Below are 15,804 nucleotides of genomic sequence, written 5' to 3'. Positions count from 1 at the left end.
TATAAACGTTTCATTCGCCGTCCCCAAAGGCTTCTCCCATGGAGCCCAACGCGTCCCAGACGCGATGCTCCCTTTCTTGAACCGCCATGGCCTCCTTCCGGATGCGGAAAAGCCGGAATGGAACTACGAGATCAAAGGCCACGGAAACACCGCCGAGAGGCCGGAAGGGCGCAACGACTTTTGGCTGGTCGATCGGGGTCGGACGAATGAAGCTGCAGCGGCAGCAGTACCGCCAAGGGGGCCCGCCTCGCCAGCGACCGCCAGACTGTCAGACACCTATCGCGGTGTTCCGTTGGTCGATCTGACCACCTCCTCCGATGCTCGGATGGGAGCGCTTCCGTCAGCTTCGTCCAACTTCCCCCCGGGGGCGGTGCTCGGCCCCGAGCTGCTGGATGACGCCCATATCAGCAGGGATTACCAGTTGCTGGAGCAGAACCTGCAGGCAGCCCACCCAGCTCTCGCCGCCCGAACGCGACTGGTTGATCCCTTGGTCTCCCAGCAACTGCGCCGTCCCGACCGGGACCCACAACTTACATTGCGGTCCATCTATCATCACAGCGACGTCGCAGCCGACTTCGTGTTCCTGCCCGTGAACAGTGGCAATCCCTTGGCTACAGTGGAGAATGAGGGACCCCCTGAGCATTGGTCGCTGCTTCTCGTTGATCGCCGCGACCCGGAAAGAGCGGTCGCCTATCACTACGACTCGATCCCTCAGCGCGATGGACGGGGGTACAATGACGCACCTGCACGAGAGCTCGCAGCAAGACTGGACGCGACCACCTTGGTGACACCCGCCATGGCCCGGCAGAACAACGGTGTTGATTGCGGCGTCTTCGTGGTGGACGGTACGCGCGCGCTGGTTCAGAGATTGGCGAACCAAGAGTGGCCGGAACGGCAGCGGCCGCTGCATCTTGACAACCTCATCGCCGATCGGCAGGCGCTGCAAAACCGACTGAGGCAGGGCCGCTTGCCGCACGAGCTTGCCGCAGTCCGCGCGGAGGCTCTTGGAGTAGTCGGGTCGCAGGTGCAACACGCCGTGTTGCAAGAGCAGCAAGCCCGACAAGTCGCGTCAGCGCCGTTTGACCAGCACTTGAGCAAGTCGCGCGGGGCCAAGAACGAGATGACGAGTACACTTGACAGGAGCAACCGCGTGAACAGCGGGGGCGTCATCATCAACAATGAACATTACACAGCGCTTTTGAGACCAGGGGAGAGGCAGAAGACCGATAATCGGCAAAGCCTCGCCATCGGGCAGCTGGGCGAAGCAACCGCAACGTCCATCAGCCAAGTCCCCGATCAAGCCCGAGCTGACCTGATGGCTTCCTCCAGAAGCAGAGAGCGCTCCGACGCGGGACGTTGAGCTCCATGGGTGGGTCAAGCAGAACAGCTCTTTCGACGACAGAGGCGCTGACGCAATCTCCAGACCGGAGCTCTTGCCGAATTTTTTCAGGCTGGCACTGTTGGAAGGCGATGTAGGCTTGGAACCCGCCAACGGCAGTCAGGAACTTGCGCATGTTCGCTAGACTAGCCTGCTTCGAGATGCTGGTCAGCGAGTTCGTCACGGGCAAGTAGACGTTATGATGCCAGAGATGCCATTTGATCCTGCGCAAGGTTTCAAGCAGGTCCTGTCCGGCCTGCTCGTCGTGGTCTTCGAGCCCTTGCACGAACTGGCGAAGGATCGTGATGCGCATGCTGATAAGGAATCAATCGAGGGCATGCTCGCTCGCCGGTGCAATCATTTCCGCGAGCGAGCAGACTTCTTCCCACCGTCGGTGATGAAGGTATGATGAAGGTAAGCCTGGACGCCTGCTTGTTGGATGGTCGAGAATGCGCCGTTGCAGCTCGCGATCATCGCCGTGGACGAAACCGATGTAGCGCGAAGCGCCGTCTTCAGGTAGCGAGCGGCCGGCGATCAGCTTGATTTTTCTTCCGATCACCACGGTGGCGGATGTACTCGGGAAACTCCAGAATAGCTCCCGGTCAAGCGGCCGAGGTGCCTCCGTAGCTGACATCCACGTCAGCGTTGAAGAAGTACCCTGCACCACGGGATGTTTTGACCAGGCGAGGATTGGCCGCGTCAACCTCCAGCTTTCGGCGCAGGCGCATGATCATGACATCCACACTTCGATCAAAGACCTCTTCTCCACGCACACGGCTCGCGAGCAAAAGCCGTTCTCTGGATAACACGTTGCGTGGGTTCTCCAGGAACGCCATCAAGAGATTGAACTCGCATGCGGTAAGCTTGACCTCGCCACGCACCTCACAGATCAGTCGCCGCTGCTTGACGCTGAGCTTCCAGGCCCCAAAGCGAAATGAGCGCTGATCTCTGGTTCGCGGAATGCGCTCGCGTAACGCTACGCGAATGCGGGCCAAGAATTCGCGCATTCCGAAAGGCTTGGCAATGAAATCGGTTGCGCCGAGCTCCAGTGCAACCACTTTTTCCGCCTCATCTAGCCGGTCGCCGCTAATCACTATGATCGGAACGTCCGACTTTGTCGCCAGATTGCGGACGATCGCAAGTCCATCCTCCCGGCCTAGGTTAAGGTCAACAATCACGAGATCGACTGGCTCATGTGCAAGAACATAGTCAAACTGCTTGCTATCGGGCACCACGGTTACTTTCAAGGCATGCATCGTGAGGTACTCGGCGATGAGGCGCCGCATTGCGGCATCGTCATCGATGACAAGAACATGTTTCAACGGCTCACCTTCAATCTCGAATCACTGGTCTAAGCTGTTTGCCGAGCAATTCTAGGGCACCGACATACAACAGCTGCCCCTTGGTCCCACCCGCGGCTGCAGGCGGCCAGCAACGAGGGCCTCGGTCGTCCAAAATCGGTAACAAAGCTGGTCTTGTCGATCGCGAATTGGCGACATGCATCCAGCCGTGAGGCCAGACAGGTTCAAGCGCCGTGATTCCCCGTTTTGTCAGTTTGGATACGGGCCTGCTCACACTATTCGGGTTCGACGGTGCCGACTCGCCTCCAATGTGGTTGCATGATCGTCACGTTATGTGGCGCTTGCGGCCCTAATCGACATCGTCCGACTCGTGTGAGTCCGATGTGGTTGAGCAGCGCCGCGTTCTCCCTGAAAGGTCGTCGGCGTAAGGACCAACGTGATTCGCTATAGCGGTTTTGTGCCAAATAGCATGTCGCCTGCCAAGCCGGGTTCTTCCGAGATGGCCGGCGGCATCGCATCTTTTTTTGGCAGAGAACGATCACCGTCCGACCTAACATTTCTCATCTTACGCGAGACCTCCACATTGAGCCTGTCACGTTACGGGCAGCACCTCGAACTCGATAGCGCCAAAATCGAATCTCGTGATTGAGGCTGGCGATAGCCCGTCGGATTCCGTCAAAGGCCTGCGGTTTTCTGCCGATGGGATCTTGTATGATCACCTCATTTCAGAGCACCGCCGAACAGCTGAACGAGGTTCCCCAGCGTCACTCTGTGACCTTGGGCATGGACGGCCTTTATGCCCACCTCGGCTGCGATTGTTCCGGCTCCTTCCAGAAGTTCCGCATGCTCATCATACTGCTGCCAACTCAGCCCAGCGCCTTCGCCCTGAACAAATGTCTTTTGTTTCAATTGATACCAAAAGGCTTAACTTGAACATCACACAGTAACAAACCTCCCCGATAAGAGCGTGCCGGAAGGGCAAGAAGCTGTCCGGCGGCTTGGAAAGGTAGGTGAGAGGAAATGTTTATTGCAGTTTGGCCGCTGGCTATTGCCCTGTTGACGTCGATGTCACTTCCGGCCGAGCCCGCGCCACTTTCGCCCCGTGAGTTCCATCGCCTTTCGCGCGAATGCGCTCCCTGGGTTGCGCCGTCCACCCTTGCCGCGATTGCCAAGATTGAAAGTGGCTTTGAAACGCTGGTGGCTCATGACAACACCACAGGCGAGCAGCTTCGCTGGATAAATCACCTGGAAGCCACCCGGGGCATCAAGGACCGCCTCGAAGCACAACATTCTGTCGATGTTGGATTGATGCAGATAAACAGCAAGAACTTTCCCATGCTCAGTCTCACGCCGGAAAAGGCTTTCGAGCCCTGCGCCTCCCTTTCGGCTGCCGGCCACTTGCTTGAAAGCCGGTATGCCGGCGGCACGACTGCTCCGGCGCAGCAACTGGCGCTTCGCCGTGCCATCTCGGCCTATAACACCGGCGACGTCACGCGTGGCTTCGCCAACGGTTATGTACGCAAGGTAGAGTCGGCCGCAAAGGACATCTCAAGTCACTTTGAGCGAATGCTGGAGCCGACCGCCCGAGATGCGTCACATCTTGAGGCACCAGGTCGCAAAGCCGTGCCGTCTCTGCTCCAACAGAGCCAACAGGCCAATACAAAGCAGCCCAACCAAAAGTCCTGGGACATCTGGGGCTCCTATCAGCCAAACCGCTCCGGGGTCGAACCCTCCGGTCCGACCGGCAGGCAGGCTGCGGAAGAACTGGAAACCTCGAGCCCGAACAAGCTCGTATTCGATTGAATCGTGGAGTTACAATGATGAAGCCTCTCAGAATACTCCGTGCGCTTAAAGCGCGTGTTCCTTCTCCTTTTTCCATGCTGCGCATGACGGCTGAATATGTACCGGCCGCTGCTGCATGCGTGGCGTGGACGGTCTTCTCCAGCGGGCCAGCCGCGGCCCAGGTGACCGGAGGGACGGATCCTGCCAAGATGATCCAGAATATCTGCACCTTCATCCTTGGCCCCTTCGGACAATCACTGGCCGTGCTCGGGCTGGTGGCTATCGGTATCTCCTGGATGTTCGGTCGTGCTTCACTTGGCCTGGTTGCGGGTGTCGTTGGAGGGATCGTCATCATGTTTGGCGCCAGTTTCCTGGGCAAGGCGCTCATAGGCGGTGGCTGATGAGCGACGATTAGAAGTGAGCACCCTCTATGTGGCGGCGACACGCCCCGCACTGTTTCTAGGGGTGCCGCTCACGCTGGCCGGATTGCTGATGATGTTGGCGGGGCTCGTCATCATTATCCTCAAGAACCCACTTTATGAAGTCGTGCTTGTGCCACTCTGGTTCGGAGCACGGCTGATTGTTGAGCGTGACTATAACGCCGCAAGCGTCGCGTTCCTCTATTTGCAGACGGCCGGCAGAAGCGTGGACGGGCAGGTGTGGGGCGGCGCGAGCGTAAGCGCCAATCCGATCAGAGTGCCGAAACGCGGAAGAGGAATGGTGTAATGTTTGGCGCCAGTGGCCGGACCGAAAGATCTGGCGAGATCTATCTTCCATATGTCGGTCATCTAAGTGACCAGGTTGTCCTTCTGGAAGACGGGTCGATCATGGCCATGGCACACGTGAACGGGCTGCCCTTTGATTTGGAAGACGCTGAGATGCGCAACTCGCGCTGCCGCGCGTTCAACACTCTCTTGCGCAACATCGCCGATGACAATGTCACGCTATACGCTCATCTTGTGCGAAACAAGGATGTGCCGGAGCCGGGATCGCGCCAGTTTCAAAGTGCATTCGCTGGCAGTCTAAGCGAGGCCTACGAGAGCCGTGTGCTGTCGGGCAAGCTCTTTCGCAACGATCACTTCCTCACTGTCGTCGTGTTCCCCCGCACCGCAATCGGCAAGATCGGCTGGCGCATTGCCAAATCCGCCAGGCGCAATGACAACGATCTGGCCACACAAATGCGAAGCCTGGAGGACCTCTGGCAGATCATTGCTGGGTCACTCGGCGGTTACGGTCTGCGCCGGTTGGGTATTCGTGAGAAAGGCGACGTGCTCTTCACCGAAATCGGTGAGGCACTTCGGCTGATAATGACTTGCCGGTTTCTTCCGGTTCCGATGGTTACCGGCTCACTTGGCGCCTCGATCTACACTGACCAGGTCATCTGCGGGAAGCGGGCGCTTGAGATTCGAAGTCCCGGCGGTAGCTCGGTGGGGTCATTGTTTTCGTTCCGTGAATATCCGGCGAAGACACGGCCAGGCATGCTAAATCCGTTGCTGTCCGCCAATTTCCCGCTTGTCCTCAGCCAGAGCTTTTCCTTCCTCACTCGGCCACAAGCTCATGCGAAGCTTAGCCTTAAGTCCAGCCAGATGACGAGCGCCGGCGACAAGGCTCTCACCCAGATCAATGAACTGGCCGAAGCAGAGGACGCACTGGCAAGTAACGAGTTCGTCATGGGTTCACATCATTTGAGTCTGTGCGTCTATGCCGACAGCCTCAACAGCCTTGCAGATCGGGCAGCAAATGCCCGCGCAAGGCTGGCCGACGCGGGCGCCGTTATCGTCCAAGAGGGTATCGGCATGGAGGCCGCGTACTGGTCCCAACTTCCGGGGAACAACAAGTGGCGCACGCGCCCCGGCGCGATCACCTCGCACAATTTTGCCGGGCTTGTCTCTTTTGAGAACTTCCCAAGTGGTTCCATTTCCGGCCACTGGGGCAAAGCTGTTGCGCGCTTTCGCACCAACGGTGGAACTTCTTTCGACTACATCCCCCATGAGAATGACGTCGGCATGACGGCGATATTCGGGCCTGTCGGCAAAGGCAAGACGACGCTGATGACCTTTATCCTCGCGATGCTTGAGCAAAGCATGCTCGATCGCGATGGTGCCATCGTCTTTTTCGATAAGGACCGGGGTGGTGAACTGCTGGTGCGAGCCACCGGAGGGACATATCTAGCGTTGCGCAGAGGCGCTCCGAGCGGCTTGGCCCCTCTGCGTGGACTGGACAATACCTCCGCCTCGTTGGACTTTCTGCGCGAATGGCTGGTGGCTCTAATCGAGAGTGACGGCCGTGGCCCGATCTCGCCGGAGGAAAGCCGTCGACTGGAACGTGGCATTGTTCGTCAACTTTCGTTCGAACCCGTCATGCGCTCAATTGCGGGCCTGCGCGAATTCCTACTGCACGGCGCCTCCGAGGGCGCAGGAGCGCGGCTGCAGCGGTGGTGTAGAGGGAATGCGCTTGGATGGGCCTTTGACGGCGATGTCGACGAAGTAAGGCTGGATGCCTCCATTACGGGCTTCGACATGACACAGCTCCTGGAATTTGAGGAGGTCTGTGCGCCGGCCGCCGCATATCTTCTGCACCGCGTGGGCGCTGTTGTCGATGGCCGCCGGTTCGTCATGAGCTGCGACGAATTTCGCTTCTATCTGCTTAACCCCCAATTCTCGGCTGTTATCGACAAGTTCTTGCTCACAGTCCGCAAGAACAACGGGATGTTGATACTCGCAACGCAGCAGCCTGAACACGTGCTTGAATCGCCCCTCGGAGCCAGTCTCGTTGCACAATGCATGACGAAGATTTTCTACCCATCACCGACGGCGGATCGGGCTGCGTATGTCGATGGCTTGAAGTGCACCACGCAGGAGTTCGAGGCAATCCGCCAGGGAATGGCAATTGGCAGCCGCAAGTTTTTGCTCAAGCGCGACAGCGGGAGTGTCGTTTGCGAATTCGATCTTGGCCAGATGCGCGAATATGTAGCTGTGCTCTCGGGGCGGGCCAACACCGTGCGCTTTGCCGACCAGCTTCGTGACCAGCACGGAGATGCCCCAAGTGCGTGGCTCGACAAGTTCATGGCTCGTTATCACGAAGTTCAAGACTGACGGAGGAATATTCATGAGATTTGCCAAGCTTGCAGCAACGACGATTGCTGCTTCCTTTCTGCTGAGCACGCAGGCCCGGTCGCAATTCATTGTCAGCGACCCGGCAACAGAATTACAATCGGCCTTAACAGCGGGTTCCACTGCGGCGATCCTTATAAAGTCAGCCCAGACGCTCGCTACCACGATCGAAATGGTTGAGTTGCTGAAGTCGTCCTTTGGCGTCACGGGACTGCTGGGTGCACTGAACCAAGGAAATCACTATCCGTCGAGCAACAAACTGGAGGGGCAGATGTTTGATGCTCGGGCGCCAGTTTCTACCATGGCGCGTAACATTGCGCAGGACCCAACTAGGATAGTCACCGGCACCGATGCGGAAGGGAAACTGTTAAAGGGGCAAATCACTGGTGCCGCCAATGCCGCAGCTCTTGCAGCCGACACTCTGGAAGTAATGGACAAGCGCCTTAAGAACAACGCCGACACGCTTGATCAGCTTTCCCGCTCTCGAAATATTGTGCAGGCCACAGTGACCAACGGTCTGGTCCTCAAGCAGATTCACGATGCGATCATCCAAAATGTCCAGGCCACGAGTCTGCTGACGATGGCCACTGCACAAGGGAGCCTTCACGCCGTGGAGGAGGCCGCAACGCAGCGTCGCGAACGCCAGGACACCGCCAAGATGTTCAACATCCTCCCGTGAACGACGCAGAGTTCATCCGGCTCAGTTGCGCTGATCAGGGACAAATCAGGCTCAGGCCATGAATTTCAAGATTCCCGCGCCATTCACGGCCATACACACGATCTTTCATCTGGCCTTTACGTCAGGGCTGCACAACGTGCTTAAAAAAATCCAAGAGGCGATCAGCGCGCCTCTGGTCGCGTGTGTGACGCTTTGGATAATAATCCAAGGCTGTCTGGTCATGCGGGGTCAAGTCGATGCGCGTGGAGGTATCACGCGCGTAATCATGGTGTCGATTGTCGTCAGCCTTATCCTAGGACAGGCCAACTACCAGATATACATTGAAACGGTCTTCGACGAAACGATTCCGAGATTTGCTCACGGCATCAGTGGCAGCAACTTGCCTTTCATCGATATTCCTCAGAAGCTCGACTGGATGTTTGCGTCAACTCAGTATGCCTTCCAGATGATTGCTTCCGAAATTGGGCCAATGAACAGCCAGGACATAATTGCTTTTGAGGGAGCGCAATGGATTTTCTACGGCTCGCTGTGGACAGCATTCGAAATCTATGATGCCGTTGGAATTTTGACGAAGGTGCTGTTGGCGATCGGCCCTCTGGTTCTTGTCGGCTACCTTTTTGATCACACTCGAGACATGGCCACCAGATGGATCGGCCAACTGCTCTCGTACGGGCTGCTGCTTCTCCTTCTCAACATCGTTGCGACTATAGTTATCGCGGCCGAAGCAGCCTCGCTGGTAGCCATGCTTTTGATGATCAGACTCTCGGGCACGACAGCAGCCAAGATCATCGGACTTTACGAACTCGACATGCTTTTCTTGGCTGGCGACGCTCTGATCATCGCACTTCCGACGATCGCCAGTAGCATCGCCGGCGGCTCTTGGGCAGGGGCGAACCGATCCTTAAACAACCTCAATCGCCACTTTGCCAAAACGGCGGGTCGTTAATCACTCAACAAGCGCGGTGCGAAAAACATGAAACGCTTTCTACTTTTGTCAATCCTCGCTTTGGCGGCCTGCAAGACAACCGATCGGCTTGCGACTTGCACGGGTACGCCATTCCAACTGAACGCGGGACAATGGGAAACCACCCCTGAGGATCTTCAGGTCGAGTGCGCGGAAGAGCCCAAGTGAAATTTCCTGAACATGCCCTTCTGGTGGAGAGAGAAACGCTAGCCGCTCACTACAAGAAGGTGGAAGCGTTTCAAACTACACGAGCGAAGTCTGCGCGTCGCCTGTCAAAGGCCCTTATAGCCTTTGCGGCGGTGGCGGTGCTAGGAAACGTTGCCCAAGCATTTACCATCGCTGCCATGGTCCCGTTGGCCAAGCTCGTACCTGTGTTCCTCTGGGTACGGCCGGACGGGACCATTGACAGCGAAGTGTCAATTTCTCAACTGCCCGCAACCCAAGACCGAGCCGTCATAAATGCTTCGCTGTGGGAATATGTACGCCTGCGCGAGGGCTACACGGCAGATACGGCCCAATACGCCTATGACCTCGTATCCAGTTTCAGCGCACCGGCCGTGCAACAGCAATATCAAGAGTTCTTCAACTATCCGAATCCCACTTCGCCGCAAGTCACGGTCGGCAAGCGCGGCAAGCTCGAGGTCGGGCATATTTCTTCAAACGACATCAGTCCCGACGTTCAGCAGATCCGATACAAACGTATGCTTGTTATCGATGGGCAGTCGCCGATAGTGACCACCTGGACAGCTACCATCCGCTACGAGCGCCTGACGGGTCTGCCGGGGCAATCCAGGCTCACCAATCCGGGAGGTCTACTGGTCACGTCCTATCAGGCCTCGGAAGATACCGTATCCAACCTGGGCAATGCGCAGCCATGACAAAAAGAGCGTTTCTCGCGCTGGCTTGTTCACTCTTCCTGACGATGCAGGCGTTTGCGGAAGACACACCACTTGCCGGCAAGCATGATGCCCGGATGCGCTACCTTGCTTACCGGCCCGACGAAGTGGTGCACCTATCTACCGCCGTGGGGGCAACGCTGGTTGTCACATTCGCGGCCAATGAGACCGTCGCAGCCGTGGCTGTGTCCAATAGCAAAGACCTGGCTGCGCTCCCACGTGCCAACTACCTCTTTTTTAAGGCCAGCCGGATCCTCGCGCCGCAGCCGGTCATTGTGCTGGCCGAGAGTGAGTCGGGTACACGGAGATACGTCTTCAGTATTTCAACCAGAGCGATGCCAAAACTCGACGAGAAGCAACCTGACCTATACTACAGTGTGCAGTTCACCTATCCTGATGATGAGGCTGCTGCTCAGAGAAAGGAAGCAGAAAGGCGCGCGAGTCTTGGTCAGGCCCGCGCGAAAGTGCTGCAGCAACAGAGAGTTCAGGATTTGTTCAATCGGCCTGCGGCAACGGCCAGTCCGGACGAAAGCAATTTCCACTACGTCGCAAAGGGCGATCGATCGCTGGCGCCGCTAGAAGTTTTCGATAACGGCTTTACGACCGTATTTGGCTTCGCAAGAAATTCCCGCATACCCTCTCTCTACGTAATTAATCCCGACGGCAAGGAAGCAGCTGCCAATTACACGGTCAAAGGGGATTATGTTGAAGTATCCGCAGTCGCCCGGGAATGGCGTCTGAGAGATGGAAATACGGTGTTGTCCATTTTCAACAGGGCTTATGATTCTTTGGGACGAGCGCCAGTGACCGGTACAGTGACACCCGACGTGTGGCGCGTTTTGAAAGGCTCGGGCCGATGAATGAAACCGGCCCACAGGCGGGACATGATGTCCATGCATCCGGATCGATGGTCTCGGAGCCGACCCGCCGGCATGTTTCGGGATCGCAAAAGTTGGCCGTCGCTGCTCTTGTTCTCGTCTCATCTCTATCGCTCATCTGGCTCGGAGGTCGTTCCAGCACACAAGACGAGCCATCTCAGCCAAAACCGCCAATTGTCGCCAACGCCGAGCCATTCCGCCCCGCGCCAATTGAGATTGCTCCCGAACCTCAAGCACCCGAACAGGCGGTGCAGGCGGCAGATCCTGCACCATCCACGTCGCCCCCAACGGCGCCAACTGATGCGCCGCCGGAGGAAACACCAATTTTCGCATACACTAGCAGCAGTCAAATGCCCAGTGACGGTCAGCGGAGCGAAGACAACCATAAGGATGCTCCCACGACACAGGATGAGATTTCAATCGATGGCGAGCTGTCAGGCCGATTGAAGCCCGATATACAGGAGCCGAGCCGGGCCACACTTTTGCCGCACCCTGATCTCGTGATCACTCAAGGAACGATCATTTCCTGCATTTTGCAGACGGCGGTCGATACAAATTTGCCCGGCTATGTGAAGTGCGTCTTACCTAATGACGTCCGCGGCACAACCAACAATGTCGTGCTCTTGGACCGTGGGACGACCGTGATTGGCGAGATCCAGCGCGGTCTCCAGCAGGGGGATACGCGTGTCTTCGTGCTGTGGACGCGCATCGAAACACCCGACCATGCCCTCGTTTCGATAGCATCGCCCGGCGCTGACGAGCTCGGCCGCTCCGGAATGCCTGGCACGGTGGACAGTCACTTCCGGGAACGCTTTGGCGGCGCGATTCTCATGAGCGTCATCCAAGGCGCGTTTCAGGCGGCCGGTCAATACGCGGCTAGCTCTGGCGGAGGAAGCGGCATCAACAGCTTCCAGAGCAATGGTGGACAAGCGGTCGAGGCGACACTGAGAGGGACGGTCAACATTCCGCCAACGCTGAAGAAAAACCAGGGAGATGCAGTATCCATCTTTGTGGCTCGCGACCTCGATTTCTCAGATGTATACGATCTTAGAGCCACTGCCGCGGCGCCAAGCCGCCAACATCGCGAACGCAGGAGAGACAACAATGCGATCGGAGGCTGACCCTCAGTTGCGTTTGCTTCTTGAGCCTGTTCTAAAATGGCTTGAGGAGCCAAGAACCGAAGAGGTCGCTATCAACCGGCCTGGGGAAGCCTTTGTCCGACAGGCCGGCGTTTTCACGAAACATCCGCTACCGCTATCTTATGACGATCTGGAAGACATCGCGATACTCGCTGGAGCGTTGCGCAAGCAAGATGTCGGACCCCAAAGCCCCCTATGTGCGACTGAGTTGCCGAACGGAGAGCGGCTGCAGATCTGTTTGCCGCCCGCAGTACCCTCAGGAACAATAAGCCTGACGATACGGCGTCCCTCAAGTCGTGTGACCGAACTCAAGGAAGTTTCTTCTCGCTACGAATACTCGCGTTGGAATCAATGGCGGTCAAGAAAAGAGCGCCAGGAGCGGCAGGACGAAACGATTCTTCAGCACTACGACCATGGTGACTTGGAGGAATTTCTGCGGGCCTGCGTTTGCGGGCGACTTACGATGCTGCTTTGCGGACCTACTGGAAGCGGCAAAACGACAATGAGCAAGACTCTGATCGACGCTATACCCCCGCAAGAGAGGTTGATCAGTATCGAGGATACGCTCGAACTTGCAATCCCACACGAGAACCATGTCCGGTTACTCTATCCGAAGGACCGAGCAGGCGTTGGTACGGTGACAGCCGAGCAGCTACTGCAAGCCAGCTTGCGCATGCGCCCTGATCGAATATTGCTTGGCGAAATGCGCGATGATGCTGCTTGGGCCTACCTTAGCGAAGTCGTCTCCGGCCATGCGGGATCGATATCAACGATTCATGGGGCTGATCCGGTCCAAGGTTTTAAAAAGCTCTTTTCACTCGTCAAGAGCAGCGCGCAAGGAGCCGCTGTGGAAGACCGCACGCTTCTGGACATGCTATCGGCTGCTATTGACGTCATTGTACCGTTCCGTACCCAAGGCGACGTGTATGAGGTGGGAGAGGTATGGCTCGCCGCCGATGCCCGTCGACGGGGAGAGACAGTAGCCGACCTTCTCAACAAGCACTAAGGCTGGAATAACGTAGATCCATAAGTCGGCGACGAGACGCGTCATTTGTTCTGCATCGATATCTCTTTTGACGGGGCTTGTCAGATTGCTTGGGTAGCCTGAACAAGTCGGCGGCATCATGCCATCATCATGGTACGAACCGCATGCTCCATTGTCCGGGACGAGACAGGCTGCGATAACCAAAAGACGAAGGCCTGATTATCAAATGTGACCGGCATGGGGTCGATCTCACCGACGACTATGACAGGCACCGCCATGAGGGTGGGGCATATGGGTTCGGCCTGTACTCGCTCGAGGAAAGGCGCTTTACCCAAGATCAGCAGGTCGGCTGCCTTCCCACTCTCGATCCAGCCGCAAAGGCTTTTGAAGGTCGCGAAGCCGACCGGCTTATAACCCAGCGCGGCGATTTTCTTCGTGTAGGTCTCCAACTCTGCTGGGTCGCGCTCCACGACTGCAATGATTTCTCCGCTGCCAAGTGATCCGTCGTATGGGCCGACCGCGATGTCAGCGCTGACTGGCTCCTCCTCGGAGGCCGGTAAGTAGATATCGAAGCGGGTACCTCGGCCAACAGCCGAGGTGACGTCGAGGCATCCTGCGAGCGCGCTCACGTGCCTGTCAACCGCAGCAAGACCCAGCCCGGTCCCGCCGACGCGAGAGCGGGTGGTAAAAAAGGGCTCAAAGACACGCGGAAGTATCGAAGTTGCAATTCCTGGACCATCGTCGCTGATGGAGAGGAGAACGTAATCTCCACGTCTCAAGGTGCCCTGAGCCAGCGGCTTTGTTTGGCACACCTGGGCGCGAGAAACGCTAATCTCGACACGGCCCTGGTTCAAGACAGCCTCCGACGCGTTCTTGCACAAATTCATAAGGATCTGCTGTATCTCGGTTGGGCTCCCCTCGACCACCGTTTGCCACTCGTCGATCTTGAAGTTCAACTGAATACCCGCACCAACTGTAACCCGCAGCAATGGCGCAAGACCCATAACAATCTCGGAGACGCTGATAGGCGCTGCCACGCGCTTTTGATTTCGGCTGAGTGACAAGATCTGGTCAACGATCAGCTTGGCTCGGTGTCCAGCTAAGATGATTTGGTCGATGTGGTTCCGAATTCTAGAGGGACGACGTACAAGACCTCGGGCAACCTCTGAATATCCGATTATTGCGCCTAAAATATTGTTGAACTCATGTGTGGCACCGCTTGCGATCGTGCCGACGGTCCTTAGCCTTTCCAAATGCTCACATCGACTCACCAGAAGGTCGCGTTCGGCATTTACACGTTGCATCTCAAGATGGTGGCTCAAACGCACAATAGCACTGCCAAGAACCCGGAGGTCGTCAGCTGAGGGGAGTGAGCGAGCTCGTTCAAAAACAAGGATGCAAACCGCAGCCTGCTGAGCGGAGGCCCTGCAAGCAACAATTTGACAAACACCGGAAGTGCCTATGGCGGTCCGAACCACTTCGGCCGCAGGAACTACGCGAAACACTGGCCGTCCGGCGCAGACAAGTGAAACGACTTCATCAATAAGGGCGAGGTTCCAGACGGGTATGCACGTGTTTGCCACAAAGCACTCAGTATGCATGCTGAGGCTCGGATCAACCAGAGCAAGCGCGCATTGATCCGCATCGAAAACGCGTTGAACGAATCTGAGCGCTGCTTCGGTGGAAAAGCGCGCCCCGTCGTTCGTTGCTCTACTGTCGTTGAAGCGAGCTTCGATCTCGCTCATCGCCTCTTCAAGCTCCAACCGCCTTTTCAGTCGGTTCGTCCGCAGACGCCGTCTGGAGGATCGAATGATCGCAAACAAGCAGATGCATATGGACAGCAAGCCAAAGAAAAGTCGCGCACGCTGCGCTTGCGCGCTGGCCAGGCTGTAGCCTTTCAGATGCTCTCGCTCCAGCTCGGCAGCCTTGGAGGACGTGTCGAGGAATGCGATCTGATTGGCAGCTTGGTCCAACCTCCATAAGGAAGACACCGCAGCGCCGGCCTTGCCCACAACATCCGCGGCAGCCCGGGCCTGCCTGGCAAATCGCTCGAGAGGATGATCCATATGTGATGCGAGGTTGAGCCACAGCACTAGCTTGGAAAGTTCAAGCCTGCCCTCTCCAGGGAGAAAAATCGAGCGAGCAAGGTCTGCGACAGAGCTTTTCATGAGCTGATTTTGCTTGACCCAGGCTGAGATGGCCGCCTCAGTGTTTTTGATCGAGTTTTTAAGCTGCGCGAGCAGTGCGGATTCCCTGGAGCTCTCATCTGGCGAAATCTCCAAATGGTGTTGCAAGTTTTCGACGTCGCTTTGCAGCGCCTGTCCCGCAGACGCAACCGAACGGAAGTCCAATGCCATATCGGTTCGCGCGCGAGCGACGTCCCGCTGGAGCAATGCATCGTTGATCTGAATAGTACGCAGCTGGCTTAGGACCGCGTCGTTGATCTCGGGAGCCTGCCACTGGGTTCCGACCAAGAGCGCAACCGAGGCGGCTAGGCCAATTAGAATTGCCTTATCGGAACTGAGCCATGTTTTCCAAGGAAACGGCGTTTGATCCGTCGTGCCCGCCTGGCGGCGGTCCGACGAGAATTCCGGCGCCACCCGGGTTCGGTATGCGGCCGGATGCTGCTGGAACAGGAAAGCCACACCTACCTCTCTCCTTGGACGGCTTAAACACCGTTGCCGAATTT

The 15,804-nt window shown here is 57.2% G+C and carries 15 protein-coding genes and 1 pseudogene; 13 read left to right on the top strand and 3 right to left on the bottom strand.

The window, feature by feature from the left end:
* Positions 1-1,360: Ulp1 family isopeptidase (locus tag CK218_RS28860; RefSeq protein WP_245435232.1), on the top strand; the 1,360-nt coding region annotated here is incomplete at its 5' end.
* A 106-nt stretch (positions 1,361-1,466) separates the two neighbouring features.
* Here the strand turns inward: CK218_RS28860 and CK218_RS31330 are convergent.
* Together CK218_RS31330 and CK218_RS28850 are read right to left on the bottom strand one after the other, a co-directional pair.
* Positions 1,467-1,953 (bottom strand): annotated as a pseudogene (locus CK218_RS31330) (ISKra4 family transposase); the annotation flags it as partial.
* A 27-nt stretch (positions 1,954-1,980) separates the two neighbouring features.
* Complete coding sequence (locus CK218_RS28850; RefSeq protein WP_095802551.1) at positions 1,981-2,700, bottom strand: response regulator; 720 nt, start codon at positions 2,698-2,700, stop codon at positions 1,981-1,983.
* Between the two features lie 690 nt (positions 2,701-3,390).
* Between CK218_RS28850 and CK218_RS28845 the strand changes: the two genes are divergently transcribed.
* From CK218_RS28845 to virB11, 12 genes are all read left to right on the top strand, one after another.
* Positions 3,391-3,612 carry a hypothetical protein gene (locus CK218_RS28845; RefSeq protein ID WP_095779908.1) on the top strand — a complete coding sequence of 74 codons (222 nt, stop codon included), beginning with the start codon at positions 3,391-3,393 and terminating at the stop codon, positions 3,610-3,612.
* 87 nt (positions 3,613-3,699) lie between these two features.
* A complete protein-coding gene (locus CK218_RS28840; protein WP_095779907.1) occupies positions 3,700-4,482 on the top strand; it encodes a type IV secretion system lytic transglycosylase VirB1 in 783 nt (260 codons plus the stop codon).
* 74 nt (positions 4,483-4,556) lie between these two features.
* Positions 4,557-4,862 (top strand): pilin major subunit VirB2, encoded by a 306-nt coding sequence (gene virB2, locus CK218_RS28835; RefSeq protein ID WP_245322506.1) that lies wholly within the window; start codon positions 4,557-4,559, stop codon positions 4,860-4,862.
* Positions 4,855-5,187 (top strand): type IV secretion system protein VirB3, encoded by a 333-nt coding sequence (locus CK218_RS28830; RefSeq protein ID WP_095779905.1) that lies wholly within the window; start codon positions 4,855-4,857, stop codon positions 5,185-5,187. Before virB2 ends, CK218_RS28830 begins: the two co-directional genes overlap by 8 nt.
* On the top strand, positions 5,187-7,556 hold the full coding sequence (locus CK218_RS28825; protein ID WP_095779904.1) for a VirB4 family type IV secretion/conjugal transfer ATPase: 2,370 nt from the start codon (positions 5,187-5,189) through the stop codon (positions 7,554-7,556). The genes CK218_RS28830 and CK218_RS28825 overlap by 1 nt, the downstream gene beginning before the upstream one ends.
* Positions 7,557-7,569: 13 nt before the next feature.
* On the top strand, positions 7,570-8,253 hold the full coding sequence (locus CK218_RS28820; protein ID WP_095779903.1) for a type IV secretion system protein VirB5: 684 nt from the start codon (positions 7,570-7,572) through the stop codon (positions 8,251-8,253).
* Between the two features lie 58 nt (positions 8,254-8,311).
* The gene (locus CK218_RS28815; RefSeq protein WP_095779902.1) at positions 8,312-9,199 is read left to right on the top strand and encodes a type IV secretion system protein; all 888 of its coding nucleotides are present in this window, start codon (positions 8,312-8,314) and stop codon (positions 9,197-9,199) included.
* 27 nt (positions 9,200-9,226) lie between these two features.
* Positions 9,227-9,385 carry a type IV secretion system lipoprotein VirB7 gene (locus CK218_RS28810; RefSeq protein WP_095779901.1) on the top strand — a complete coding sequence of 53 codons (159 nt, stop codon included), beginning with the start codon at positions 9,227-9,229 and terminating at the stop codon, positions 9,383-9,385.
* On the top strand, positions 9,382-10,095 hold the full coding sequence (locus CK218_RS28805; protein WP_095779900.1) for a type IV secretion system protein VirB8: 714 nt from the start codon (positions 9,382-9,384) through the stop codon (positions 10,093-10,095). The genes CK218_RS28810 and CK218_RS28805 overlap by 4 nt, the downstream gene beginning before the upstream one ends.
* Positions 10,092-10,973: a TrbG/VirB9 family P-type conjugative transfer protein gene (locus CK218_RS28800; RefSeq protein ID WP_095779899.1), complete on the top strand. Its 882-nt coding sequence runs from the start codon at positions 10,092-10,094 to the stop codon at positions 10,971-10,973. Before CK218_RS28805 ends, CK218_RS28800 begins: the two co-directional genes overlap by 4 nt.
* Positions 10,970-12,112 carry a type IV secretion system protein VirB10 gene (virB10, locus tag CK218_RS28795; protein ID WP_095779898.1) on the top strand — a complete coding sequence of 381 codons (1,143 nt, stop codon included), beginning with the start codon at positions 10,970-10,972 and terminating at the stop codon, positions 12,110-12,112. Before CK218_RS28800 ends, virB10 begins: the two co-directional genes overlap by 4 nt.
* Positions 12,096-13,136, top strand: coding sequence for a P-type DNA transfer ATPase VirB11 (virB11, locus tag CK218_RS28790; protein WP_095779897.1), 1,041 nt, complete (start codon positions 12,096-12,098; stop codon positions 13,134-13,136). The genes virB10 and virB11 overlap by 17 nt, the downstream gene beginning before the upstream one ends.
* A gap of 116 nt (positions 13,137-13,252) precedes the next feature.
* Here virB11 and CK218_RS28785 read toward each other — a convergent pair whose 3' ends face one another.
* Positions 13,253-15,760: an ATP-binding protein gene (locus CK218_RS28785; protein ID WP_095779896.1), complete on the bottom strand. Its 2,508-nt coding sequence runs from the start codon at positions 15,758-15,760 to the stop codon at positions 13,253-13,255.
* Positions 15,761-15,804: the final 44 nt, after the last annotated feature.

The sequence above is a fragment of the Mesorhizobium sp. WSM3879 genome (assembly GCF_002294915.1).
Taxonomy (GTDB): Bacteria; Pseudomonadota; Alphaproteobacteria; order Rhizobiales; family Rhizobiaceae; genus Mesorhizobium.
This window is presented reverse-complemented; position numbering and strand designations above follow the sequence as displayed.

Excerpts from the sequence above, each read along its gene's own strand:
- virB2 (WP_245322506.1), top strand. The coding sequence starts at position 4,557 with ATGCTGCGCATGACGGCTGAATATGTACCGGCCGCTGCTGCATGCGTG.
- virB11 (WP_095779897.1), top strand. The coding sequence starts at position 12,096 with ATGCGATCGGAGGCTGACCCTCAGTTGCGTTTGCTTCTTGAGCCTGTT.
- CK218_RS28825 (WP_095779904.1), top strand. The coding sequence starts at position 5,187 with ATGTTTGGCGCCAGTGGCCGGACCGAAAGATCTGGCGAGATCTATCTT.
- CK218_RS28840 (WP_095779907.1), top strand. The coding sequence starts at position 3,700 with ATGTTTATTGCAGTTTGGCCGCTGGCTATTGCCCTGTTGACGTCGATG.
- CK218_RS28815 (WP_095779902.1), top strand. The coding sequence starts at position 8,312 with ATGAATTTCAAGATTCCCGCGCCATTCACGGCCATACACACGATCTTT.
- CK218_RS28845 (WP_095779908.1), top strand. The coding sequence starts at position 3,391 with ATGATCACCTCATTTCAGAGCACCGCCGAACAGCTGAACGAGGTTCCC.
- CK218_RS28810 (WP_095779901.1), top strand. The coding sequence starts at position 9,227 with ATGAAACGCTTTCTACTTTTGTCAATCCTCGCTTTGGCGGCCTGCAAG.
- virB10 (WP_095779898.1), top strand. The coding sequence starts at position 10,970 with ATGAATGAAACCGGCCCACAGGCGGGACATGATGTCCATGCATCCGGA.
- CK218_RS28820 (WP_095779903.1), top strand. The coding sequence starts at position 7,570 with ATGAGATTTGCCAAGCTTGCAGCAACGACGATTGCTGCTTCCTTTCTG.
- CK218_RS28800 (WP_095779899.1), top strand. The coding sequence starts at position 10,092 with ATGACAAAAAGAGCGTTTCTCGCGCTGGCTTGTTCACTCTTCCTGACG.